Origin of the sequence: Streptomyces sp., assembly GCF_019510245.1 — a bacterium.
Lineage (GTDB): Bacteria > Actinomycetota > Actinomycetes > Streptomycetales > Streptomycetaceae > Streptomyces.
In genome coordinates this window covers 47,072-70,212 of the sequence record NZ_JAEKKT010000125.1, presented here as the reverse complement: position 1 = coordinate 70,212, position 23,141 = coordinate 47,072, and the positions used below count along the sequence as shown (strand labels likewise).

The window sequence follows — 23,141 nt, the reverse complement described above, 5'->3', positions numbered from 1 at the left end:
CCAGGGTCACGCGGCCGCCGGGGTCACGCGGCCGCCGGGGGCTCCCCCGCGACCGGCAAGCCCGCTGTCCGCAGTACGGACCGCTCCGCGTCCACCACGAACACCTCGCAGCCCGGCCGGGCCGCCGCCCACGCGGCGCCCTCCGCGCCCATCGCGAACGCGGCCGTGGCGGCGGCGTCGGCCTCTGTCAGGGTCGGGGCGACGACGGTGACGCTGAGCAGGCCGGTCGCCGGGCGGCCGGTGCGGCCGTCGACGATGTGGTCGCCCCGCTCGTAGCGCCCGGAGGTCGCGATCGCGCCGTCCGTGATCTCCAGCACCAGGCACAGCTGATCGGCCCGTTCGGGGTGTCGTACCCCCACCCGCCAGGGGCCGCCGGCCGCGACCACGTCTCCCCCGGCGTTCAGGCAGAACCGCTGCGCCCCCGCCGCCGCCAGCAGTTCCGCCGCCCGCTGGACCGACCAGCCCTTGACCACCGCGCACGGGTCGAGGCCGCGGCCCGGCAGCCGGGCGTCGAACGCGCCACCGGTCGCGATCCGGTACTCCTCGCACAGCGCGAGCACCTCGGCGAGGTCCGGGCTCACCCCGGACTCGGAGAGCTCGCCCCGGTCGAGGCGGGAGACCTCGCTGTCCGGCCTGAAGGGGCTGAACCGCTCGTCGACCTCGCGCAGCCACGCGAAGACGGCGTCCGCGGCCTCCTCGAAGTCCCCCTCGTCGTCGATACGGAGCGAGACCGGGAAACCCATGACGTGTTCGACTCGGTTCATGATCAGCCCTTGGCGTCGATCGCGGCCTGGAGGGACTCCTTGTAGCCGTCACTGGTGATCGTCGCGCCGGACACGGTGTCGATGTCCGCGCTCTGTGCCTTCAGTGTCTCAGCGATGAGCACCGGCACGGCGGCCGTCGTCTGCGGATGGTTCGGCTGCTGGAGCATCCTGACCGCGGAGATCCGGTCACCGGAGAAGGTCACCTGGACCTGGACGGGACCCTTGTCCGTGGTGATGGTCGTGCCCTTGACGACCGTGCCCGAGGCGCCGGTCGTGGCGACGGACGGGGTCGTGGCCGGCTCGGCGGTGACGGACGTCGTACCGGCGGTCGCCGGCTCGTAGCGCCAGACGGGGATCAGGCCCGCGATGCTCAGGGCGACGACGGGTACGGCTCGTTTCACGGTGTCCCCCTCATCCCGCCAGGCTGAAACGCTCGAAGTGGATCTGCGGCTTGGGCACGCCCAGGTCCCCCAGGGTGCGCAGTACCGCGTTCATCATCGGCGGCGGCCCGCACAGGAAGACGTCCCGGTCGGCGATGTCCGGCACCAGCCGGGCCAGTTCGCGCGGGGCCAGCCGGTCGGGGACGGGCGGGCCGGTGACCAGGTGGAGCTCGGCGCCCTTGGCGACGGCGAGGTCACGGAGTTCGTCGTAGAGGACGGCGTCCCGGTCGGTGCCGACGCGGTAGATGACGACCGCGTGGCCCTCGAGGTCCTCCAGGAGGGCGCGGATCGGGGTGACGCCGACGCCGCCCGCGATGAGCAGGGACTCCGGCTTCCGCCGGTGCAGGGTGGTGAAGGCGCCGTAGGGGCCCTCGGCGAAGACCCGGGTGCCGGCCTTCACGTGCCGCAGGCCGGCGCTGCCGTCACCGGCCGCCTTGGCGGTCAGGCGCAGGGTGCGGCCGTCGGGGGCGGCGGAGAGGGAGAACGGGTTGGCCTGCCACCAGCGGTCCTTCGTGAGGAACCGCCAGAGGAAGAACTGGCCCGCCTGCGCGCCCAGCCGGTCGAGGTCGCGGCCGGTGACGTACACCGAGACGACGTCGTCCGACTCGGGGACGACGGCGGAGACCCGGAACCGATGGCGGTGGTTGCGCCACAACGGCAGGACCAGGCGGCCCAGGGCCACCGCACCGAGCGCCACGCCCCACACCGCGTACCAGTACGTCTTCGCGGCGGACGACGCCGTGAAGGTCGTGCCGACCGCGACCTGGTGGCTGAAGGCGAGCACCACGGCCACGTAGGTGTACAGGTGGATGAAGTGCCAGGTCTCGTAGGCGAGCCGGCGGCGGGCGTAGCGGGCAGAGACGGCGCCGACCACGATGATGACGCCCAGCGCGACCACGGCCCGGAGCACGCCCTCCGTCGTCTCCGCGAGGTCGACCAGCTCACCGACCGGGCCGACACCCGCGCCGTCTGCGTAGCCGAAGCTGATGAAGACGGCGTGCGCGAGCAGCGTCCAGAGCAGGGCGAAGCCGGTCCAGCGGTGCCAGGAGGTCAGCCGGTCCATGCCGATCCGCCGGTCCAGCCAGGGCAGCCGGGCCACCAGCACCAGCTGGAAGGCCATGACGAGGGCACCGTAGAGGCCGAAGAAACGGCCGATGACGATCAGGGCGTTGGAGGCGAAGCCCGCCTGGGCGAAGAAGTAGGCGACCACGGCCGCGTTCGCGGCGAGCACGGCGTACAGGCCCGTGCGGGCCACCACCCTGGGGCGTATCGCCGTGGGGGGCGCAGGGGGTGATTGGACGGTCGTCACGGGTGGGCAGCTCCTTGATCGGGTCCGGGGAGTCGAGCTTGACCCGCGGCTGCTGTCGATTTCCTGTCGGACGACTTTCAACTGCTTATCGATGTCTTCTCTCCGTGAGACGGGGTCTGGCGCACCCAGCCCGGTGGCGCAGTATGAGCGGGTGAAAAAAGTACGCCTCCTCGTCGTGGACGACGACCCGCCGATCGCCGACCTGGTCGCGACGGTCGCGCGCTACGAGGGCTGGGACGCGGTCACCGCGTACACCGGTGAGGCCGCGCTGGCCAGGGCCGCCGAGTTCCGGCCGGACATCGTCGTGCTCGACCTGATGCTGCCCGACCTCGACGGTTTCGGGGTGCTCGACCGGCTGCGGCACTCCGGGACGATGGTGCCGGTGGTGTTCCTCACGGCCCGCGACGGGGTCGCCGACCGGGTCGCGGGGCTGACCCGGGGCGGGGACGACTACCTGGTCAAGCCGTTCGCGGTGGAGGAGCTGATGGCCCGGCTGCGCACGGTGCTGCGGCGCAGTGCGGGTCCCGGCTTCCAGCGCTCGGTGCTCCGGGTCGCCGACCTGACGATGGACGAGGACACCCGCGAGGTCCGCCGCGGCGACCGGCTGCTCTCCCTGACCCCGACCGAGTTCGAGGTGCTGCGCTACCTGATGCGCAAGTCGCCGACCGTGCTCACCAAGGCGCAGATCCTGGACCACGTCTGGGAGTACGGCTTCGGCGGCCGTTCCAACGTGGTGGAGCTGGTCGTCAGCCGGCTGCGCCGCAAGATGGACGAGGCCGGCGGGGAGCCGCTGATCCACACCGTGCGCGGCTTCGGGTACGTCATACGGCAGCAGGCCGCGGAGTGATCGGGCGGCTGCTGCGCTCGTACCGGAGCATGCGCCTGGGCACCCGCCTCGCGCTGGGGCTGGGGGCGCTGGCCCTGGTGGTGTTCGCGGTCGTCGGCACGGCCCTGACCACCTATATGCGGGACTACCTGTCGGCCCAGCTCGACGACCAGCTCGGCCTCGCCCAGACCGCCCAGTCGAAGAGCATCGAGCAGACCGGCACCCTGCAGGGCAAGAAGTACTACCGCTGGTACTACGCCGTGTACGACGTCTCGAACGGCACCCCGGTGCTGCGCAAACCCGAGGAGAGCAGTGACCTGCCCACGGACATCGGCGCCCTCACCGCGGTGGCGAGGGCACAGCTCGCCGCGGGCACCGAGGTGCTGCGCACCAGCGACCTGACCGGGGAGGGCGAGTACCGGCTGCGCGGCTGCGCGGTGGAGCCGGGGGTGGTGCTGGTCAGCGGGGCGCCGATGGACAGCATCGACGACACGGTACGACGGCTGGTCACGGTCCAGGTGGTGGCCTTCGGGCTGGCCCTGCTGGCGCTGGTGGTGTTCGGCCGCCGGCTGCTGCGCAACGGCCTGGAGCCGCTGAGCGACATGGCACGCACCGCCCACGGCATCGCCTCCCACAACCTGACGGAGTCGGCGGCCCGGCTGCCGCTGCGCGCGGCGAAGCGGGGCGGCGGACCCGAGGTCGAGGAGCTGCGCACCGCCTTCAACACGATGCTGGAGCACATCGACGACTCGCTGGCCGTGCGTGCCGAGGCCGAGCAGCGGCTGCGCCGCTTCGTCGCGGACGCCTCGCACGAACTGCGCACCCCGCTGATGTCGGTACGCGGCTACGCCGATCTCTTCCAGTACGCGGCCGCCAACCACCCCGAGGAGCGCGACAGGCACCTGGCCCGGCTGCGCGCCGAGGCGGCCCGGATGGGCGTCCTCCTCGACGACCTGCTGCTGCTCGCCCGCCTGGACGCGGCCGAGGTGGAGGCTCCGCTGCGGCTGGAGGACACCGATCTGACCGAGCTGGTGCGGGAGGCGGCCGACGCCTTCCGCGCGGCCCACCCCGGCCACCCCCTGACGGTGACCACGGGCCCGGAACCGGTCCCGCTCCGCCTCGACCCGGTCCGCATCCGCCAGGTGCTGGACAACCTCCTCACCAACGCGGCCGTCCACACGCCGGCCGGCACTCCGGTGTCCGTGACGGTCACCGTCACCGCCCGCTCGGTGTCGGTGAGCGTCGCCGACCACGGCCTCGGCATCCCGCCCGGTGACCGGGCCCGCGTCTTCGACCGCTTCTACCGCGTCGACAAGGCCCGCAGCCGCGACCGCGGCGGCAGCGGGCTCGGCCTCTCGGTGGCCCGGGCCCTGGTGGAGGCGCACAGCGGGACCATCGGACTGGACAAAGGCCCCACCGCCACCACGTCCTTCACCCTGACGCTCCCGAGAAACCCACCACCAGACCACACCGGTACCTGACCGGCTCCGTCGATCTACAGCGCCCCCGAAGGGGCGCTGGGGGTACCCCCGGCCGGAGGCTGGGGGAGGAACCGCGCGACCAGCCACGACCGCGCGGCAGACACGACCATCCGCAACGCCCCCAAGCGGGCGCGAGGAACCGCGCGACCAGCCACGACCGCACGGCAGACACGACCATCCCCAACGCCCCCAAACGGGCGCGAGGAACCGCGCGACCAGCCACGACCGCACGGCAGACGGCAGACGGCAGAGGGCAGACGGCAGACGGCAGACGGCAGACGGCAGACGGCAGACGGCAGACGGCAGACGGCAGACGGCAGACGGCACATCGTCGGCCTTCCGGCGGAGCCCTCACCCTTCCGCCTCCGCCACGGAGCTGAACCCGCCCTCCCGGGGGTGCGGGCGCGCCGCCAGCACCGCGACGTCGTCCTCTGCGTGCCGGGCGTCGAGGCGGGTGAGGATGGACTCCAGCAGGCCGTCGACGTCGACGGCAGGGGTGAAGCGGAGTTCGGCGAGGCGGTGCAGGGAGCGGTCGATGTCCTCGCCGCGGTGTTCCACCAGGCCGTCGGTGAAGAGCACCAGCGCCTCGTCGGGTTCGAGCCGGTGGGTGGCCGACTCGTAGCCGCCGAAACCGGTGCCCAGGGGCGGCCCGACGGGGACCCGCAGGAGTGCGGTACGGCCTCCCCTGGTGATCAGCGCGGGCGGCAGATGGCCGGCGCTGGCCAGGGTGACCTGCCCGCGGCTCGGGTCGACGCGTACGAGCAGGCAGGTGGCGGGTCTTCGGTCCGCCTCGGTGGCGGCGATGTCGTCCATCTGGCGCAGCACCCGGTGCGGCGGCAGCTCGGAGGAGGCGATGTAGCGCAGGGAGGAGCGGTACGCGTTCATGTCGACGGCGGCCTCCAGGCCGTGGCCCATCACGTCGCCGACGACGAGCAGCGTGCGCCCGAAGTGCAGCCGTACGGTCTCGCACCAGTCGCCGCCGACCAGCACCCGCCCGCCGGCCGGGAGGTAGCGGATCGACACGTCGAGGTTCGGGTGCGGCCGGCCCGGCTCGGAGAGCAGGGCCCGCTGAAGGTCCCCGGCGGTACGGTTGACCTGGTCGTACTCGCGGGCGTGCCGGATGTGGGACGCGGCGCGTTCGGCGAGGAGGGCGAGCAGTTCGGCCTCCGCACGGGCGAACACCGCGCCCTCGCGGGCGCAGACCAGGACGCCGTACTGGTCGGAGCCGCTGGTCAGGGGCGCGCACAGGGCAGGGCGGGGTTGGCTGCCGGGCGGGCGGGACAGCCACGGGTCCGCCCAGTTGTCGGCGGCCGGGGTGCCGGCGTCCCGGGCGACCGCGGTGGCCCAGCGGGCGTCGGGCAGCAGATCGGCGTCGCCGGTGATCGACTCGTAGCCGTGGACGGTGTCGCCGGCCCGCCGCATCACGGCCGCGCAGCCGCCGGCCAGCCGTACCGCCGCCCGGGTCAGTTCCGTACAGGTGGTGGACTCGTCCAGGCTGGTGCCGATGCCGGCCGCGGCCTCGCGCAACGCCCTGAGGGGCGCGGCGGGGTCGGCGCCCGCCATGAGCCCGTCCGGTCCGCCCGGGCCGTCGGCGGGCGCGGGTCCCCTGCGGGACCGGAACCATCGCGCGCCACCTGACACCCTCACAGAGTCTCAAACAGCGCCCCGCCCGGCACCAGCCGCCTGCGCCGGGAGCCCCGGGAGGCGCTTGACCGAGGCCGCGGGCGAGTGCCGCGGCTGTCGGCCCACGGGCCCGTCGGACGACGGGCCCGGCCGGACTCAGCTCTCGTCGGCGGTCAGCCGGAGCGAGATCGAGTTGATGCAGTACCGCTGGTCGGTCGGGGTCGCATACCCCTCACCCTCGAACACGTGGCCGAGGTGCGAGCCGCAGCGCGCGCAGCGCACCTCGGTGCGGACCATCCCGTGGGTGCGGTCCTCGACCAGTTCGACCGCGTCGGTGTCCTTCGGGTCGTAGAAGCTCGGCCACCCGCAGTGGGACTCGAACTTCGTGCCGGAGGTGAACAGCTCGGCACCGCAGGCGCGACAGGAGTACACGCCCTTGGTCTTGGTGTCGGTGTACTCACCCCTGAAGGCCGGCTCGGTCGCCGCCTGACGCAGCACGGCGTACTCGGCCGGCGACAGCTCCGCCCGCCACTGCTCGTCCGGCTTCTCGACGTCGTACGACATGACTCTCAGCCCCTCACTTCGCCAGGCGTTCCAGGATCCTCGGGCCCAGGTCGGTCACATCGCCCGCGCCCATGGTGAGAACCAGATCACCGGGCTTCGCCATTCCCGCGACCACGGCGGGGACCTCGTCCTTGTCGTGCACGGCCGTGACGTCGGCGCCGGCCGCCCGTGCCGCCTCGATGATCAGCTCGCTGGTCACCCCGGGGATCGGGTCCTCACGGGCCGGGTAGATGTCGAGGACGACCGAGGCGTCCGCGAGGGCCACTGCGTCGCCCATCTCCTTGCCGAGCTCCTGGGTGCGGGAGAAGAGGTGCGGCTGGAAGACGACCAGGATCCGGGCGTCCCCGGCGGCGGCGCGCATCGCCTCCAGGTCGGCGGTCATCTCGGTCGGGTGGTGGGCGTAGGAGTCGATCACCTGGACGCCGGCCGCCTCGCCCTTGAGCTGGAGGCGCCGCTTCACGCCGGTGTACGCGGCGAGGGCGGGGGCGAGTTCGGCGGCGGGGACCCCGAGGGCCACACCCGCGGCCAGCGCGGCGACCGCGTTGTGCGCGTAGTGCCGGCCGGGGACCGACACCGTGAACGTCAGCTCGGTGCCGTCCAGCAGGACGGTGACCTCGCTCTTCAGGCCCTGCGGTACGACGGAGAGCACCCGGACGTCGGCGTCCGCGGCCTCGCCGTACGTCACCGTCCGCACCTTGCCCGCCACCCGCCGGGTCAGCTCGCGCGCCCCCGCGTGGTCGGCGTTGACCACCAGCGTGCCGCCGGGCACGATCCGGCCGGCGAAGGTCTCGAAGGACTCGTAGATCTCGTCCATCGAGGCGTAGTTGGCATGGTGGTCGAGCTCCACGTTGAGGACGATGGCGACCTCGGGCGCGTACTTGTGGAAGCTGCGGTCGGATTCGTCGGCCTCGGCGACGAAGATCTCGCCCTCGCCGTGCAGGGCGTTGGAGCCGGGTGCGTCGAGGTCGCCGCCGATGGCGTACGAGGGGCCGCGGCCCAGCGTGGTCAGGGAGACCGCGAGCATGGACGTGGTGGTGGTCTTGCCGTGCGTGCCGGCGACCGCGATCGGACGCAGGCCGTCCATCAGGGCGGCGAGGGCGTCCGAGCGGTGCACCACGGGGACGCCGAGCTCGGCCGCGCGGGCCAGCTCGGGGTTGTCCTTGCGGATCGCCGACGACACGACGACACAGCTGGCGTCGTCGGCGAGGTGCCCGGCCGCGTGCCCGATGTGCACGGTCACGCCGAGCGCCCGCAGCGCCTCGGCGGTCTCCGACTCCTTGGCGTCGCTCCCGGCCACCCGGGCCCCGCGCTGGGCGAGGATCTTGGCGATCCCCGACATCCCGGCGCCGCCGATCCCGATGAAGTGCGGACGCTCCATGGCGGAAGGAAGGCCGGGTGCCATGTATTTCTCCCAGAGACGGTGACGTGCGAAAGCGTGCTTAGCCTATGTGCTCGGACACCGGCCACCCTGCAAGGGGCGCTCACCGGCGCCGGCCGGGCGCCGCCCGCGCCCACCCGTGCCGCCCCAGCGGCACGACTGCCCGCGGCAGGGTTGAAAGACACCGCTGGGTAGCACCCCTAAAGGGCGCGAGCAACTGCGCGACCAGCCCCCACCGGCCCGCGGGGGAAGGGACCGGCAATGGCGGAGTGCCTGCGGCTGGGAAGAGGCGCCGGCCCCGGCGCCCCTTCGGGGGCGCTGGAGGTACCCCCGGCCGAAGGCTGGGGGAGGAACTGTGCGAGCAACCACGGCGCCACCCGCACCCGGACACGCGCCCCCCCTGAAACGGCGCCTACGCCTTGCTGTGCGAGAACAGCTTCAGCACCGGCACCCCCACCTTGTGCCGCGCCCGCGACGCCCAGTCCCGGTGGAAGAACTCCTCCACATAGTGGGGATCGGTCAGCACGATCACCTCGTCCGCGCCCACCTCTTCCACCAGCTTCCGCAGCGCGTCCAGGGGGTGGTCCTCGACCATCCGCCCCTCCGCGGTGCTGCCCGCCGCCCGCAGGGCCGTCAGGGACACCGCCAGCGCCTGCTCGGCAGGACCCTTCGCCGCTTCCCCCTCCGGCGTCTCCCGCTCGCGCGTGGCCTCGTCGAGTTCGCCGAGCGCGATGTCGTCGATGGCCCGCAGCAGGCGGTCCGCCTGGTCGCCGCGCGGCTGGAGCAGCACGTGGAAGGCGACCTGCTCGTCCCCGTGCAAGGTGGTGACGAACTCCACGTCGGCGGACGTCAGGGCCTTCTCGATCATCAGAACGCTTGTGAACACCAGGCGCCTCTTCTCCCTAGAGGGTCGCTCGACCCTCTGTCCTCCGTGGGGCCGGCACCCCTGCGGAAACCATCCTGCCCCGCGATCGCACGGGTACTGCCGGATTCAGTTTGCCCGTCGGACGCTAAGCGGAACGGTTTATTCCGCTGATTTCAGGACCGGCGGTAACGACCGAACAGGAATCCGGCCTCTTCCAGAAGGGACACTAGTTCGAAGCGTCGGGGGACGGCGACACCGGGCCCCCCGGCGATCCGCTGCGCGTGGCCCGCCGTGAGCATCGGGGAGACCGTAAGGCACAGCTCGTCGAGGACCCCGGCGGCGACGAACTGCCCGAGCAGCCGGGGGCCGCCCTCGGTGAGCAGCCGGGTGTGGCCGAGGCCGGCGAGGGCCCGGACCGCACGGGCGGGGTCGACGCCGACGCCGTCACCGGCGACCACCACGCGGGCGCCGGCCTTCTCGGCGGCGGCGACGCGGTCGGGGGCGGCGGCCGCACCGGTCAGGACGAGCGTGGGCACGAGGGGCGAGGTGAACAGCGGCAGCGAGAAGTCGAGGTCGAGGCTCGCGGTGACGACGGCCACCGCGGCGACCACGGCCTGACCGGCCGCGGTCCGGGCGCCCGCGAACTCCGCCCGTTCGCGTACCGGCCGGTACCCCTCCTGCCGTACCGTTTCCGCACCCACGACGACGACGTCCGCGAGTCCCCGCAGGGTGCCGAAGATCCGCATGTCGGCCGCGCCGGAGATGGGCTGCGACCGCCCGTCGTGCTGCCCGGCCCCGTCGAGCGTGGACACCATGTTGGCCCGCAGCCACGCCTCCCGCCCGGCGGAGTCGGGGTAGGCGTAGGCACGGGCCAGCTCGGCAAGGCTCCACTCCCGGTCGGCGCAACCGGAACCCTCGGCCCCGCCCTCGGGGAGCGTCCCCTCGGCCGCACCGCCGGAGGCCCGGGCTGTTGTTCGTTCGGTCACAGGGAACAGGCGTCGCATGCCGTGCAGTGTGGCACGGCAACTAGCATGGGTGACCGTGTCGTCTTCTCCCGCCGCTTCCGAGGTCAGCCCCATAGCCGACGCGGCCCCGCTGTCCCTGTGCGCCCGTTCGCCGCACGTCCCCGCGGACCGGCTGGTCGCCGAGATGGTGCCGCCGCCCCGCTTCGACTCGGTCCGCTTCGCCACCTACATCCCGGACCCGAACCAGCCGACCCAGACCGAGGCCGTACGGGTCCTGGAAGGGTTCGCCGGCGGTCTCGGCGGGGCGCACGCGGTGGCCGGCGGCAGGCGTGGCTTCCTCGGCTTCGGGAGGGCGAAGGCACCCAAGGCACCGGCCGGGCCCCGCGGGGTCTACCTCGACGGCGGCTACGGCGTCGGCAAGACCCACCTGCTGGCCTCGCTGTGGCACGCCACCCCGGCCGAGCCCGCGCTGAAGGCGTTCGGCACCTTCGTGGAGCTGACCAACCTGGTCGGCGCCCTCGGCTTCCAGCAGACCGTGCAGACCCTCTCCGGCCACCGTCTGCTGTGCATCGACGAGTTCGAGCTGGACGACCCCGGCGACACGGTCCTGGTGTCGACGCTGCTGGGCCGGCTGGTGGACGCCGGTGTCGCGCTCGCCGCCACCTCCAACACCTTGCCGGGCAAGCTCGGCGAGGGCCGGTTCGCCGCCGTCGACTTCCTGCGCGAGATCCAGGGCCTGTCGGCCCACTTCCGCCCGCTGCGCATCGACGGCGAGGACTACCGCCACCGCGGCCTGCCCGAGGCGCCGGCGCCGTTCTCCGACGAACAGGTGACGAAGGCGGCGTACGCCACCCCGGGCGCCTCGCTCGACGACTTCCCGCACCTCCTGGACCACCTGGCCAAGGTGCACCCCAGCCGGTACGGCGCGCTCACCGACGACCTGAGCGCCGTCTGCCTGACGGACGTGCAGCCCGTTCCCGACCAGTCGACCGCCCTGCGGCTCGTGGTCCTCGCGGACCGGCTCTACGACCGCGAGGTCCCGGTGCTGGCCTCCGGGCTGCCCTTCGACAAGCTGTTCAGCGAGGAGATGCTGAACGGCGGATACCGGAAGAAGTACTTCCGCGCGATATCCCGGCTCACCGCCCTGGCCAGGGACGCCAAGACGCTCGTGACCGCCGACTAGGCCACTAGTCGATCAAGCTCGCCAGGTCAAGAGTCTGATCAGGCCACACCACCGGCACTTTTCACGCTCTCTTCGGCTCGCAACACCGAGTTAACCCTGCAAACAACTTTGCAGGGTTAACGTGTTTCTTGACCAACCATTGACCTGTGCTTGATGCACACGAGAGGCGTGAACTGCCGCAAGGGAGGCTCATGTTCCGAGGTGCAACCGCCCGGACCGTGCTCTCGCTGCTGGCCGCCGCCCTGCTCACCGTCCAGTTCTTCGCGCCCGCGGCAACCTTCGCAGCTGCGCACACCCCCAGTCATGTCGAGGCCAAAGCCCAGCCCGGGCCGAAGCTCTCGGCGAAGGCCGTGCGCGCCGGCTCGCACACCCTCCAGGAACACGGCCTCTGCGGCGAGCCGCCCGGCCCGCCGCAGACCGCCGACCGCCACCGCGCGGCCACCGCCGGCTGGACGGACGACCGCCCGTCCACCGCGCGGCACTCCGAGGCCATACGCACCCCGGTGCCTCCCACGGCCAGGCACCTCCGCACGCCGAGAGCGTCGAGAGCCCACTCACCGGCCGCGCTTCAGGTCTTCCGCTGCTGACGGGACGGGCACTGCCCGGGCTCTCCATGCCCTTCATCCCCCCACACACAAACGTCGTGCAAGCCCGACGCGCCGCTGTAGCGCGCCAGGAGGAGTCCACACACCATGCAGCCCCTCATCGACAACGCCCGTACGTTCGGACAGCGCCCTGAGGAGTTCGCCAGGCTCGCCGAAGGCCAGTCCCCGCAGGTGCTCTTCATCACCTGCTCCGATTCCCGGGTCGTCCCGGCCCTGATCACCGGCGCCCGCCCGGGCGAGCTCTTCGAGCTGCGCACCGCGGGCAACATCGTCCCGCCGTACGCCTCGACCACCCCCACCAGCGAGGCGGCCACCATCGAGTACGCCGTGGAGGTGCTCGGCGTCCGCGACATCGTCGTCTGCGGGCACTCGCACTGCGGTGCCGTCGGCGCGCTGGTGCGCGGCGACGACCTGACCGCCGTACCCGCCGTACGGGACTGGCTGGCCAGCGCCGAGCCACGGCCGAGCGGGGCGGCCGAGGACCCGGCCGTCGCGGAGGGCGTGCAGAACCACGTGCTCGCCCAGCTGCTGCGGCTGCGCTCGTACCCGTGCATCGACAGGAAGCTGGCGACGGGCGAACTGACCCTGCGCGGCTGGTACTACGAGGTCCACACCGGTGCCGTGCGCGAACACCGTGCCGACACCGACACCTTCGAGGCCCTGTGAGCGCCGTGATGACCAAGTTCCCCCACATACGCGAGGACTTCGCCGCCTCGCTCGTCGTGTTCCTGGTCGCGCTCCCGCTCTGCGTGGGCGTGGCCGTGGCCTCCGGTGTCCCGGCCGAACTCGGCCTGGTCACCGGCATCGTGGGCGGTCTCGTCACCGGGATGCTGCGCGGCAGCAGCCTTCAGGTGTCGGGGCCGGCCGCGGGCCTGACCGTGCTCGTCTTCGAGGCCGTGCGGGAGTTCGGGCTGCCGCTGCTCGGCGTGATCGTGCTGGTCACCGGCGTCCTCCAGATCACCATGGGGGTGCTGCGGCTGGGACGCTGGTTCCGGGCCATCTCGGTCTCGGTCGTCGAGGGCATGCTGGCCGGAATCGGCCTGGTACTGATCGCCGGTCAGCTGTATCCCGCGCTGGCCACCAAGGCTCCCGAGTCCGGCCCCGGCAAGATCGCCGGACTGCCCGGGGCGTTCCTGGACGCCCTCGGGGACGGCGAGGCGCTGGCCTCGCTCGCCCTCGGCGCCGGCACGATCGCGGTCCTGGTGCTGTGGAAGCACGTCCCGGCGAAGGTGCGGGCGGTCCCCGGACCGCTGGCCGCCGTCGGCCTCGCCACCCTCGCCGCCTTCCTCCTGAGCCTCCCGGTCGCCACCGTCGAGGTGCGGGGTCTGCTGGACTCGGTCCAGCCGCCGCCACTGAGCGCCTTCGGTGAACTGGCGAGCGCCGGGGTGATCGGCACGATCGTCGCGTTCACCCTGATCGCGTCCGCCGAGTCGCTGTTCAGCGCGGCGGCCGTGGACCGGATGCACGACGGTCCGCGCACCTGGTACAACCAGGAACTGATCGCCCAGGGCGCGGGCAACGCGCTCTGCGGGGTGCTCGGCGCGCTGCCGATGACCGCGGTGATCGTGCGCAGCGCGGCCAACGTCCAGGCGGGCGCCCGCACCAGGGCGTCCCGGGTGCTGCACGGCGTCTGGCTGCTGCTGTTCGCGGCCCTGCTGCCGGGGGTGCTGGGGTACATACCGATCCCGGCGCTCGCCGGAATCCTGGTCTACTCGGGCGCCAAGCTGATCCCGGTGCGCGCGCTGGCCGTGCTCTGGCGTGAGCACCGGGGCGAGGCGGTCATCCTGGTCGCCACGGCGGTGTCCATCGTCGCGGTCAGCATGTTCGAGGGGGTGCTGATCGGGCTCGCCCTGTCGATCGTCAAGACGGCCTGGGAGGCGTCGCACCTCAGGCTGGAGGTCGTCGACAAGGGGGCGGGACCGATCGACGCGTACCTGTCGGGCAACGCGACCTTCCTGCGGCTGCCGAAGATCCTCGACAGTCTGGAGGCGCTGCCCCAGGACCGCCCGATCCGGGTGGACCTCTCCGGGCTGCACCACCTCGATCACGCCTGCCGGACCGCGCTGGAGAGCTGGGCCGAACGGCACAGCGACGCGGGGACCGAGCCGGTGAAGGTCACGGCCGCCTGAACCGGCGGCCGTCCCGGGCCGGGGTGCCGACGCCCCTCGGCATCCCGGCCCGGACCTGCTTCCCCGGGGGCCGTGGCCCCGACCCTCCCGCCGGGCATATCGTTGCAGCAACAGACATATCGGACCTCTTTACCTGGGGGTCGTGATGGTTCAGGAGCTGCTGGTCGCGGTGGTGACGGCGCTGTGCGTCGGTGCGCTGTACCTGGCCGCCGGTGCGCGGGTCGTCAAGCAGTACGAGCAAGGCGTGCTGTTCCGGCTCGGCCGCGTCACCGGTGACGTCCGGATGCCCGGCTTCAATCTGGTGATCCCGTTCGTGGACCGGCTGTACAAGGTCAACCTGCAGATCGTGACGCTGCCGATCCCTGCCCAGGAGGGCATCACCCGCGACAACGTCACCGTGCGCGTGGACGCGGTCGTCTACTTCCGGGTGGTCGACGCGGTGAGCGCGCTGGTCAAGGTCGAGGACTACAAGTTCGCCGTCTCGCAGATGGCCCAGACCTCGCTGCGGTCCATCATCGGCAAGAGCGACCTGGACGACCTGCTCTCCAACCGCGAGAAGCTCAACCAGGGCCTGGAGCTGATGATCGACAGCCCGGCCGTGGGCTGGGGCGTGCAGGTGGACCGGGTCGACATCAAGGACGTGTCCCTGCCGGACACGATGAAGCGCTCGATGGCCCGCCAGGCCGAGGCCGACCGGGAGCGCCGGGCCCGGATCATCAACGCCGACGCCGAGCTGCAGGCCTCGAAGAAGCTGGCCGAGGCGGCACAGCAGATGGCGGACACGCCGTCGGCCCTGCAACTGCGGCTGCTGCAGACGATCGTGGCGGTGGCCGCCGAGAAGAACTCCACCCTGGTCCTGCCGTTCCCCGTGGAGCTGCTGCGGTTCCTGGAGCGGGCCGGCGGACAGCGGAACGGCGAGGCCCCGGCCGAGATCGGCGAGAACACCGTGCGGACGGGGCCGCCGCCCGGGTGACCCGGAGCCGCGCCGTTCGCCGCGCCACACCAAAAAATCGGACATACCGACCTACGTTCGTACGGTGATCCGACTAGCACGCCGTCTTACCGGTACGACCACCGTATGTGTCGCCCTGGGCGCCGCGCTCGCCGCCTGTGGCACCACCGAGGCCCCGCACGCCGGCCCCCCGGCCCCCGCCAGGGCCTCCTCCTCCGCCACCCCGCCGCCCACGCTCGCCCCCGGGCCCGGCGGCACGGCACCCGTCTTCACGAACGGTCCGCGCACCCTCGGCAAGACCGTCGCCCTCACCTTCGACGCCGACATGACCGCCGACCAGGGGCCGCGCGCGGCCAAGGGGGAGCACTTCGACAACCCGGCGCTGATCGCGACCCTGCGCAGGCTGAAGGTGCCGGCCACGATCTTCATGACCGGCCGCTGGGCCGACCAGTACCCGGACCAGGCCCGCTCCCTCGGCCGCGACCAGCAGTTCGAGGTCGCCAACCACTCCTACAGCCACTACGCGTTCACCGGCGACTGCTACGGCTTGCCGACCGTCGCCGCCGCGAACATGAAGTCGGACGTGGAGCGCGCCTACGCCGCCCTGCTCCGCGCCGGCGTACCGCACCCGATGCCGTACTTCCGCTTCCCCGGCGGCTGCTACGACCGGCAGGCGCTGCGCGCGGTCGGCACGCTCGGGGTCACCGCGGTGCAGTGGGACGTGGTGAGCGGGGACGCGTTCGCGACGGACGCCGACGCGGTGACCAAGCAGGTGCTGGACGGGGTGAAGCCCGGTTCCGTGGTCGTCATGCACTGCACCCGCAGCGCCGCCCCGACCACCGAGCAGGTGGTGCGGAACGTCGTACCGGAGCTGCGCAAGCGGGGCTTCCGGTTCGTGAAGGTCTCCGAGCTGATCGGGGAGACGCCGGGGCACCGGTGACCGTCCTACGCTGGAGACATGAGCGACGAGGGTTACTGCACGATCAGCGAGGCCGCGAAGCCGCCGAAGGCGGACGGGCCGCCGTATGCCGAGTGCGTGCTGTGCCGGGAGCCGACGGAGTACCCGGAGTCGTACAAGGGCATCACGATGTGCCCCAGGTGCGAGTGGCAGGAGGCGCAGCGGGCCGCCTGCTCAGGATGAGCGGCGGCCGTTGACGGCGCAGGCCATGGTGAAGGCCGCGGCGGTGAGCAGGGCCGCCGCGGCCACCGGCAGGGGGGAGACCGGGACCCGGCCGGACTCCGAGCCGGAGACCAGGCCGCTGACCGCCGCGTGCGCCGGGGAGCCCCCGGCCACCACGGCGAGCAGCGCGGCCAGCAGCATCGTGGGCACCGCCCGGCCCGGCGAGCGCAGCAGCGGCCGGTTGGTGAGCGCGCCGACGGCGCTGCCGAGCAGCGCGCAGGCGAGGGTCGCGAGGAGGCCGGCGGCTCCGGCCCGGACGGGGGACACCGGGAACCGGTGGTCATTGGTGGCGTGGTGGCTGATCACCGTCACGACCAGGGTGGCCGCCGTGCCGAGCAGCGCGGCCGCGCCGAGGGCGGTGAGCAGGGCGGCCAGATGGGCCCTGGCCGGGCCGCGCGCCGCGGTGACACAGGCGCGGGCGGCCGGCGGTTCGCCCGTGACGCAGATCCGCACCAGCCAGGCGGCCACCGGCAGCAGCGCGGCGGCCGTGTAGCCGAGCGAGTCCAGCACCGGCTGACCGCTCTGCACGCCCACGCCCAGGAACACCGCGTACAGGATCACCGGGGGCAGCCAGCGCTGGGAGCGCAGGAGGAGAGCGGTCTGGTAGCGCAGGAGTGCGGTCATGGGCGGTCTTTCCCGTCCGGTAGGACGTCCGAAGGGGTGTCGACGGGGCTCTCGGCGGGGCTGACGGCGACCACGTGCCAGGACGGCCGGGCCGTCAGCAGGGCGCGCAGGACCACGTCCGAGTGGGATGTGGGAACGGTAAGACGGTAGGTGCCCGGCGCCGGTTCCTCGGCCGAGGCCGCCGGCCGGGTCGCGTCGGCGGGCAGCCGGCCGCCGGCCGGGCCCCGGACGGTGACCACGGTGAGCGGGCCGACCGCTGAAGTCGCCTGGACGGTACGCGGTTTGAGGGTGCCGTCGACGACCTGGTGGATCGCGTCGGGCGCGCCCGCGAGCCGCCGGGGATCGTGGTCGACGAACACCACGGCGCCGCCGGCGGCGGTGCGCTCCGCGACCGCCCGTTCCAGCTCTGCGCGGGCCTCGGCGTCCAGGCCGGTCCAGGCCTCGTCCAGGACGAGGAGTTCGGGGTCGGCGAGCAGCGCCTGGGCGACGGCGACCTTCTGACTGGTGCCCTTGGAGAGCTGGGCCATGGGCGTGCCCGCGTAGGCCGCGGCGCCGAACCGCTCCAGCCAGTCCGCTGCGCGGGCGGCGGCCGACCCGCGGGAGAGGCCGTGGACGGTGCCGAGATGGGTGAGGTAGCCGGAGGGGGTGAAGGGGAGGGCCGAGGGGAAGCGCTCGGGTACGTACGCGGTGCGGGGGCGGCCGGTGACACGGCCCTCCGTGGGGGTGTCTATGCCGGCGACGATACGGAGCAGGGTGGACTTGCCGGTGCCGTTCGCTCCTTCCACGCGGGTGAGGGAGCCGGGGGTGAGGGTGAGGTCGATGCCTCTTAACACCCAGGGGCCGCGTATGCCGTAACGGCGGCCTACGCGGGCCAGTTCAAGATCACGGTGCATGGGGACATTGTCGAGCGATCCCGCCGTGGGGGTGCGCACCGTCTCGGACTGCGGGCGCGTCGCGGCTGGTCGCGCCCACGCGGCGGAGCCGCACATTGACACGGCCCGCGCCCTTTAGGGTGATGGGGTGAGCGTTGATTCCATGTCACCCGGCGACAGTCCGTTCAAGACGGAACCCACTGCACGGGACGAAGCACCCCAGTTCGTGTTGCCGCTTGTCGTGCGGATAGAGAAGTCGGCTCCGCCTGCCCGCACCGACGCACTCGAAACGGCCGCTCGGGCCGTGCTGGCCATGCTCAGTGATGAGCGGGCTCTCGGGGACGGTGAGTGGGCGCGGGCTGTTCGGGACTGGGAGGACGCGCGGATCCGGAAGGTCGTGCGGCGGGCTCGCGGGGCCGAGTGGCGGCGGGCCGGGGAGCTACCCGGCATCACCCTCTCGGGGAAGTCGGCCGAGGTACGGGTGTTTCCGCCGGTTCCCCTGGACGGGTGGCCCAGGGACCTGGCCAAGTTGCAGGTGTCCGGGACCGAGTTGGACGACTCCGAGCCCCCCGCGGGCGCCGACCGCTCCACGCCCGTGCTGTGGCTGAACCCGGAGTTGGAGATGTCCGCCGGCAAGGCGATGGCACAGGCCGGGCACGGGGCCCAACTGGCCTGGTGGGCGCTGTCGGAGGAGGAGCGGGACGCGTGGCGCGACGCCGGGTTCCCGCTCGCCGTGCGGACCGCCGATCCGGCCGAGTGGCGTGAACTGACGGACAGCGGGCTGCCGTTGGTGCGGGACGCCGGGTTCACCGAGATCGCCCCGGGCAGCTGCACGGTGGTCGCGGACCATCCCGCCCTCCGCCGACCTGGTCTTTTTTAACTCCCCTGACGAACTTTGCCTGTTGTTTGAACAACGCTGCCGCCCCGCCCGTACGTCCTGGCACTGAACCAGCGACACGGGGAGGCATCCCTTGCGGCGTTTCAACGGTACGGCCATGGTCCTGGCGGCACTCGCCACCACGCTCGGGGCGCTCGCCTACCCCGTGTGGTCGTACGCCGACCGCTCCGGCACCGGGCAGGCGAACCTGGCGGCGGGGACCGTGGCCACCCAGTGGGGCCCGCTGTCCGCCGCCGACCGCGATCTGATCGTGCGGGTCCGGCTCGCCGGGCTGTGGGAGCTGCCGGCCGGGCAGCAGGCCATCGAGCGGGCCCCGAGCGCGGCGATCAAGGAGGCCGGCGACCATCTGATCGTCGGCCACACCGACCTGGACCGACGGGTCCGGATCGTCGCGGGGCAGCTCGGCGTCGAACTGCCCAACGTGCCGAACGAGCAGCAGCAGGGCTGGCTGCAGGAGATGTCGGCGGCGACCGGCGCCGAGTACGAGTACAAGTTCGTGAACCTGCTGCGGGCCGCGCACGGCAAGATCTTCCCCGCGATCGGGACGGTACGGAACACCACCCGCAACAGCCTGGTGCGGCAGCTGGCCTCGGACGCCAACCAGACCGTGCTGGACCACATCACGATCCTGGAGAAGACCGGCAAGGTCGACTTCGAGGCCATCGCCAACGAGATCGCCAACGCGTCCACGGCCAGTCCGACCGGTCCCCCGGTGCCGGCGCCGGGAGTGGTGGTGCCCTCCACACCGGCCGCGCAGGCCGGCGGCGACGTGAGCACCACGTCCCGGCCCTCCCCCGGCGCGCCTGGCACGGTGAACACCGCACGCCCGGATCCGGTGGACAGCCTCGGCGTGCTCGGCGGGTAGCCGGCCGCACAGCTCCCCGGAGCGCGGGCGCGAACCTCAAATGTTGCTCTGAAGCGGCGGACAACACGGTTCGCGGACGCGCTCCGGGGCCATACCCCCGTCATTCGGAGCAGGAGGGGGACGGCCATGATCCTGGAGCGGCTCGGCACGGGCATCGGCTGGCGGCCGGAGATCGCGGACGCCGTGGAACGCATGGCGGGCATCGACTGGGTCGAGGTCGTGGCCGAGAACACCTGCCCGGGCCATCTCCCCGAGTCGCTGCGGCGGCTGCGCGAGCGCGGGGTGACGGTCGTCCCGCACGGTGTCTCGCTGGGCCTCGGCGGCGCGGACCGCCCCGACGAGGGACGGCTGAGGGCACTCGCCGAGCGGGCGGAGGCCCTGGCGTCACCACTGGTCACCGAGCACATCGCGTTCGTCCGCGCGGGCGGCCCGCGCACGGCGTCGCCCGCCCTGGAAGCGGGCCACCTGCTCCCCGTCCCCCGCACCCGGGACGGCCTCGACGTGCTCTGCGAGAACGTCCGCATCGCCCAGGCCGCGCTGCCCGTGCCGCTCGCCGTCGAGAACATCGCCGCGCTCGTCTCGTGGCCGGGCGAGGAGATGACCGAGGGGCAGTTCCTGTACGACCTCGCCGACCGCACCGGGGTACGGCTGCTGATCGACGTGGCGAACCTGCACACCAACCACGTCAACCGCGGGGAGGACCCGGCCAAGGCCCTCTCCGACCTCCCCGTCGAGGCGATCGCCTACGTCCATGTCGCGGGGGGCTTCGAGCGGGACGGCGTCTGGCACGACAGCCACGCCCACCCGGTGCCCCCGGCGGTCCTGGACATACTGACCGACCTCGCGTCCCGGGTCGCCCCGCCGGGTGTGCTGCTGGAGCGGGACGAGAACTTCCCGGAACCGGCCGAGCTGGAGCGGGAGGTGGCGGCGATCCGGGCGGCGGTCGCGGCCGGCGGCGCGGTGTCCGGCGGCCCGTGGGAACCCTCGCCGGCGACTCCCGCCCCCGAGGTCTCCGACGCCACCCGGCAGCGGGTCGGGCTCGCACAGACCGCGATGCTGTCGTCGCTGGTCGCGGGGACGCCGGTGCCGGAGGGGTTCGACCGGGTGCGGATGGGGGTGCAGGCGCGGGCGCTGGCGGCGAAGCGGGCGGACGTGGTGGCGAAGATCGCGCCGGAACTGCCGGAGATTCTGGGCCCGGGCTACCGGCCCGCCTTCCTCTCGTATGCGCAGGAGCGGCCGATGACAGGGGGTTACCGGCGGGATGCCCTGGAGTTCGCGGGGTCGCTGCTGCGGGCGGGGCGGCTGGCGGGCGGGGCCTCTCATCGGCGACTGGAGCAGTGGTGGCGGGAACGGTCGGGACCGGCACCGCGGCGGTCGCTGACGCGCAGGGTGCTGCTGCGGCGGGGTTAGCGGCCGGGGGGACGCTCCCCGGCGCTTTCCGGGCGCCGCCCGCACCCACCCGTGCCGCCCCAGCGGCACGACTGCCCGCGGCTGAAGAGAAACGGCCGAGCAGCGCCCCGTAAGGGGCGCTGGGGGAGGAACTGCGCGACCAGCCCCGACCGGCCCGCAGGGACCGGCGACGGCGAGGTGCCCGCGGCTGTCTGAGACACGTCTGGGCAGCGCCCCGCCAGGGGCGCTGGGGGTACCCCCGGCCGAAGGCCGGGGGAGGAACTGCGCGACCAGCCCCCACCGGCCCGCGGATGACGTACGGTCCACCGCCTTCCGCGCTGCTTCGTCCGTCACACAGTCGGACCGGTCTCCGCACCCCTCGGTAATATGCCAACCCCGCACCCCACCCGGCGTGCGGTGCTGGAGGCACTATGCGACCCCGACCCCCCGTCCAGGGACGAGGCATATTCAGCGGTACCGGGCTGATCATCGTCTGTCTCGCGGCGACCCTCGCCGCCCTGGTCTTCCCGATCTGGTCGTACGCCGACCGTTCCGACCCGACCGGCTCGGTGAACGTGCTCAGCGCCCAGACCGTGTCGACCGCGTACGGCCCGCTGTCCGCGCAGGACCGGGACTTCGTCGTGAAGGTCCGCCTCGCCGGGCTCTGGGAGCTGCCGGCCGGGGAGATGGCGGAGCAGAAGGGCACCACCGCGGCCGTACGCACGGCCGGGCAGCACCTCGTCGACGGGCACACCTCGCTCGACGCCCACGTCCGCACCGTCGCCACCCGGCTCGGCGTGCCGATCCCGAACGTGCCCAACGCCCAGCAGCAGCAGTGGCTCGCCACGCTGAACGCCGCGCAGGGGCAGGACTTCGACCGCGAGTTCGCCAACATCGTGCGGCTGGCGCACGGCCGGGTCTTCTCCGTGGTCGCCCAGGTCCGCGCCGCCACCCAGAACACCCTGGTCCGCGATCTCGCCGACGACGCCAACACCACCGTCCTGGACCACATCAAGGTCCTGGAGGCGACCGGCTACGTCGACTTCGGCACGCTGGCACAGCAGTTGGCCGCCACGCCCTCCCCCGTCGCCGCACCGCCCGTCGTCGCCCCGGCGGACGCGACCCCGGTCGCACCGTGGCCGACACCGGCCCCGTCGCCGTCCGCCACGTACACGCTGCCGCCCGCCACCACCAGCCCGGAGCCGGCCTCCTCAGACAACCCCTGACCTGCACGGGGAAACGGAACGTCACATACTTGCAACACTCGGTCCGGAATGTGAACAGGGCATGGCGGTGGCCAGGACCCTGGCATAGAAACGTGTCATGTTCTGGGTCCTTCTCCTGCTCCTGGCCTGGGCCGTCGCCGGCACCGCCTGCACCCGGCTGTGCCTGGCCGCCGTACGGACGGCGGCCGTCGACGCGGACGCGGGCCACGGACACGATCTGACGCTGTACGAGGCCGCGTTCCTGTCCGGCGGGCCCGCGCGGGTCGCCGATCTGACGCTGGTGTCCATGGCCAGGCAGCGGCGGCTGCTGCTCGCCCACACCGGCTGGGCCACCGTCGTGGACCCGCGGGGGCGGGACGAGATGGAGCGGTCGGTGATAGGGGCCATCGGGCCCGAGGGGCAGTCGCGGATAGCGCCGGTGCGCTCGGCGGCGGCCGACACGGACGCCGTGCGCAGTCTCGGCGAGGAGCTGGTACGGGCCGGGCTCGCGGTGCCCGACACGGCGGCGCGGACGACGGTCGCGGCCGGTGTCCGGCAGGTCCGCGCCGCCGCGCTGGCGGTCCTCGGTCTCGGTGTCGCGCGCTGACGCTGCCCGCTCCGACCGAGATGCCGCGCGACCTGGTCGCCGTCTGGTTCGCGCTGCCCCTCACCCTGACGCTGAGCTGTCTGGCCATCGCCCGCGTCGAGGTGCACCCGTACTCGCGCTGGGCCTCCCCGGCCGGTCAGCGGCTCCTCGGCCCGCTGCACCGGCGGGCGAACCGCGCGGCCGACGACCACTCGCTGCTGGCCTCCGTCGCCGTCCGCGGCATCCGCGCGATCGGCGAGCCGGAGCTGCGTGCGGCCTTCGCACACCGGGACCAGCTCCCCCGGGAGTGAGCGGGGGCGCATAGGGGGCATTGCGCCGACACCGGCCCGATGGTGCTTGCCTTCGCCGCCAACCGGTCGAAATATCCCTTTTATTGCTGCCGTGCAGTCGCTGCGGTGCCTTGCCGCCACGCCACCG

At 72.9% G+C, this 23,141-nt stretch carries 23 protein-coding genes and 1 pseudogene; 14 read left to right on the top strand and 10 right to left on the bottom strand.

The annotated features are described in order from the left end of the window. Positions 1-23 precede the first annotated feature (23 nt). Genes JF597_RS13805 through JF597_RS13795 form a run of 3 tightly spaced genes read right to left on the bottom strand, consistent with a single transcriptional unit; the run spans position 24 to position 2,513 of the window. Positions 24-764, bottom strand: a complete 741-nt coding sequence (locus JF597_RS13805; protein WP_293993628.1) for an FAD:protein FMN transferase — start codon at positions 762-764, stop codon at positions 24-26. 2 nt (positions 765-766) lie between these two features. Beyond that, entirely contained in the window at positions 767-1,165 is a 399-nt protein-coding gene (locus tag JF597_RS13800; protein ID WP_293993627.1) for an FMN-binding protein, read from the bottom strand. A 10-nt stretch (positions 1,166-1,175) separates the two neighbouring features. Further along, entirely contained in the window at positions 1,176-2,513 is a 1,338-nt protein-coding gene (locus JF597_RS13795) for a ferredoxin reductase family protein (RefSeq protein ID WP_293993625.1), read from the bottom strand. A gap of 151 nt (positions 2,514-2,664) precedes the next feature. Between JF597_RS13795 and JF597_RS13790 the strand changes: the two genes are divergently transcribed. Both JF597_RS13790 and JF597_RS13785 read left to right on the top strand, forming a co-directional pair. Then, on the top strand, positions 2,665-3,360 hold the full coding sequence (locus tag JF597_RS13790) for a response regulator transcription factor (RefSeq protein ID WP_293993623.1): 696 nt from the start codon (positions 2,665-2,667) through the stop codon (positions 3,358-3,360). Continuing rightward, entirely contained in the window at positions 3,357-4,820 is a 1,464-nt protein-coding gene (locus tag JF597_RS13785) for a HAMP domain-containing sensor histidine kinase (RefSeq protein WP_293993622.1), read from the top strand. Before JF597_RS13790 ends, JF597_RS13785 begins: the two co-directional genes overlap by 4 nt. A gap of 351 nt (positions 4,821-5,171) precedes the next feature. On the opposite strand, the gene JF597_RS13780 is transcribed toward JF597_RS13785, so the two are convergent. The 5 genes from JF597_RS13780 to JF597_RS13760 form a co-directional block, all read right to left on the bottom strand. Next, positions 5,172-6,383: a PP2C family protein-serine/threonine phosphatase gene (locus JF597_RS13780; RefSeq protein WP_293993620.1), complete on the bottom strand. Its 1,212-nt coding sequence runs from the start codon at positions 6,381-6,383 to the stop codon at positions 5,172-5,174. 216 nt (positions 6,384-6,599) lie between these two features. After that, a complete protein-coding gene (msrB, locus tag JF597_RS13775; RefSeq protein ID WP_293993618.1) occupies positions 6,600-7,007 on the bottom strand; it encodes a peptide-methionine (R)-S-oxide reductase MsrB in 408 nt (135 codons plus the stop codon). A 13-nt stretch (positions 7,008-7,020) separates the two neighbouring features. Further along, positions 7,021-8,409 (bottom strand): UDP-N-acetylmuramate--L-alanine ligase, encoded by a 1,389-nt coding sequence (murC, locus tag JF597_RS13770; protein WP_293993615.1) that lies wholly within the window; start codon positions 8,407-8,409, stop codon positions 7,021-7,023. 388 nt (positions 8,410-8,797) lie between these two features. Continuing rightward, entirely contained in the window at positions 8,798-9,253 is a 456-nt protein-coding gene (locus JF597_RS13765; RefSeq protein ID WP_293993713.1) for an indole-3-glycerol phosphate synthase, read from the bottom strand. A gap of 170 nt (positions 9,254-9,423) precedes the next feature. Further along, the gene (locus JF597_RS13760; protein WP_293993613.1) at positions 9,424-10,254 is read right to left on the bottom strand and encodes a pyrimidine reductase family protein; all 831 of its coding nucleotides are present in this window, start codon (positions 10,252-10,254) and stop codon (positions 9,424-9,426) included. 37 nt (positions 10,255-10,291) lie between these two features. Here JF597_RS13760 and zapE point away from each other — a divergent pair, with 37 nt between their 5' ends. From zapE to JF597_RS13725, 7 genes are all read left to right on the top strand, one after another. Beyond that, on the top strand, positions 10,292-11,398 hold the full coding sequence (zapE, locus tag JF597_RS13755; protein ID WP_293993612.1) for a cell division protein ZapE: 1,107 nt from the start codon (positions 10,292-10,294) through the stop codon (positions 11,396-11,398). Positions 11,399-11,589: 191 nt separating this feature from the next. Beyond that, on the top strand, positions 11,590-11,985 hold the full coding sequence (locus JF597_RS13750; protein ID WP_293993610.1) for a hypothetical protein: 396 nt from the start codon (positions 11,590-11,592) through the stop codon (positions 11,983-11,985). 105 nt (positions 11,986-12,090) lie between these two features. After that, on the top strand, positions 12,091-12,669 hold the full coding sequence (locus JF597_RS13745; protein WP_293993608.1) for a carbonic anhydrase: 579 nt from the start codon (positions 12,091-12,093) through the stop codon (positions 12,667-12,669). 8 nt (positions 12,670-12,677) lie between these two features. After that, on the top strand, positions 12,678-14,132 hold the full coding sequence (locus JF597_RS13740; RefSeq protein WP_293993605.1) for a SulP family inorganic anion transporter: 1,455 nt from the start codon (positions 12,678-12,680) through the stop codon (positions 14,130-14,132). A gap of 145 nt (positions 14,133-14,277) precedes the next feature. Further along, positions 14,278-15,105 (top strand): slipin family protein, encoded by an 828-nt coding sequence (locus JF597_RS13735; protein WP_293993711.1) that lies wholly within the window; start codon positions 14,278-14,280, stop codon positions 15,103-15,105. 64 nt (positions 15,106-15,169) lie between these two features. Then, entirely contained in the window at positions 15,170-16,024 is an 855-nt protein-coding gene (locus tag JF597_RS13730) for a polysaccharide deacetylase family protein (protein WP_293993603.1), read from the top strand. Between the two features lie 18 nt (positions 16,025-16,042). Continuing rightward, a complete protein-coding gene (locus tag JF597_RS13725; protein WP_293993601.1) occupies positions 16,043-16,225 on the top strand; it encodes a hypothetical protein in 183 nt (60 codons plus the stop codon). Here the strand turns inward: JF597_RS13725 and JF597_RS13720 are convergent. Together JF597_RS13720 and JF597_RS13715 are read right to left on the bottom strand one after the other, a co-directional pair. Next, on the bottom strand, positions 16,217-16,888 hold the full coding sequence (locus JF597_RS13720) for an ABC transporter (protein WP_293993600.1): 672 nt from the start codon (positions 16,886-16,888) through the stop codon (positions 16,217-16,219). The genes JF597_RS13725 and JF597_RS13720 overlap by 9 nt on opposite strands. Beyond that, a complete protein-coding gene (locus JF597_RS13715; RefSeq protein WP_293993599.1) occupies positions 16,885-17,781 on the bottom strand; it encodes an ATP-binding cassette domain-containing protein in 897 nt (298 codons plus the stop codon). The genes JF597_RS13720 and JF597_RS13715 overlap by 4 nt, the downstream gene beginning before the upstream one ends. A 142-nt stretch (positions 17,782-17,923) precedes the next feature. Here JF597_RS13715 and JF597_RS13710 point away from each other — a divergent pair, with 142 nt between their 5' ends. The 5 genes and pseudogenes from JF597_RS13710 (at position 17,924) to JF597_RS13690 (ending at position 23,014) form a co-directional block, all read left to right on the top strand. Further along, the gene (locus JF597_RS13710; RefSeq protein WP_293993710.1) at positions 17,924-18,640 is read left to right on the top strand and encodes a peptidyl-tRNA hydrolase; all 717 of its coding nucleotides are present in this window, start codon (positions 17,924-17,926) and stop codon (positions 18,638-18,640) included. A gap of 91 nt (positions 18,641-18,731) precedes the next feature. Continuing rightward, positions 18,732-19,523, top strand: coding sequence for a DUF4142 domain-containing protein (locus tag JF597_RS13705; RefSeq protein ID WP_293993598.1), 792 nt, complete (start codon positions 18,732-18,734; stop codon positions 19,521-19,523). Between the two features lie 126 nt (positions 19,524-19,649). Next, positions 19,650-20,933: a DUF692 domain-containing protein gene (locus JF597_RS13700; RefSeq protein WP_293993596.1), complete on the top strand. Its 1,284-nt coding sequence runs from the start codon at positions 19,650-19,652 to the stop codon at positions 20,931-20,933. A 410-nt stretch (positions 20,934-21,343) separates the two neighbouring features. Then, entirely contained in the window at positions 21,344-22,138 is a 795-nt protein-coding gene (locus JF597_RS13695) for a DUF4142 domain-containing protein (protein WP_293993594.1), read from the top strand. Between the two features lie 97 nt (positions 22,139-22,235). Further along, a pseudogene (locus JF597_RS13690) lies at positions 22,236-23,014 on the top strand (TIGR04222 domain-containing membrane protein). Positions 23,015-23,141: the final 127 nt, after the last annotated feature.

Bases quoted from the DNA above. Each gene is read 5' to 3' on its own strand.
- JF597_RS13720 (WP_293993600.1), bottom strand. From the start codon at position 16,888: ATGACCGCACTCCTGCGCTACCAGACCGCTCTCCTCCTGCGCTCCCAG.
- JF597_RS13695 (WP_293993594.1), top strand. From the start codon at position 21,344: ATGCGACCCCGACCCCCCGTCCAGGGACGAGGCATATTCAGCGGTACC.
- murC (WP_293993615.1), bottom strand. From the start codon at position 8,409: ATGGCACCCGGCCTTCCTTCCGCCATGGAGCGTCCGCACTTCATCGGG.
- JF597_RS13780 (WP_293993620.1), bottom strand. From the start codon at position 6,383: ATGGCGGGCGCCGACCCCGCCGCGCCCCTCAGGGCGTTGCGCGAGGCC.
- JF597_RS13715 (WP_293993599.1), bottom strand. From the start codon at position 17,781: ATGCACCGTGATCTTGAACTGGCCCGCGTAGGCCGCCGTTACGGCATA.
- JF597_RS13745 (WP_293993608.1), top strand. From the start codon at position 12,091: ATGCAGCCCCTCATCGACAACGCCCGTACGTTCGGACAGCGCCCTGAG.
- JF597_RS13710 (WP_293993710.1), top strand. From the start codon at position 17,924: ATGTCACCCGGCGACAGTCCGTTCAAGACGGAACCCACTGCACGGGAC.
- msrB (WP_293993618.1), bottom strand. From the start codon at position 7,007: ATGTCGTACGACGTCGAGAAGCCGGACGAGCAGTGGCGGGCGGAGCTG.
- JF597_RS13765 (WP_293993713.1), bottom strand. From the start codon at position 9,253: ATGATCGAGAAGGCCCTGACGTCCGCCGACGTGGAGTTCGTCACCACC.
- JF597_RS13735 (WP_293993711.1), top strand. From the start codon at position 14,278: ATGGTTCAGGAGCTGCTGGTCGCGGTGGTGACGGCGCTGTGCGTCGGT.
- JF597_RS13750 (WP_293993610.1), top strand. From the start codon at position 11,590: ATGTTCCGAGGTGCAACCGCCCGGACCGTGCTCTCGCTGCTGGCCGCC.
- JF597_RS13760 (WP_293993613.1), bottom strand. From the start codon at position 10,254: ATGCGACGCCTGTTCCCTGTGACCGAACGAACAACAGCCCGGGCCTCC.
- JF597_RS13700 (WP_293993596.1), top strand. From the start codon at position 19,650: ATGATCCTGGAGCGGCTCGGCACGGGCATCGGCTGGCGGCCGGAGATC.
- JF597_RS13805 (WP_293993628.1), bottom strand. From the start codon at position 764: ATGAACCGAGTCGAACACGTCATGGGTTTCCCGGTCTCGCTCCGTATC.
- JF597_RS13725 (WP_293993601.1), top strand. From the start codon at position 16,043: ATGAGCGACGAGGGTTACTGCACGATCAGCGAGGCCGCGAAGCCGCCG.
- JF597_RS13740 (WP_293993605.1), top strand. From the start codon at position 12,678: ATGACCAAGTTCCCCCACATACGCGAGGACTTCGCCGCCTCGCTCGTC.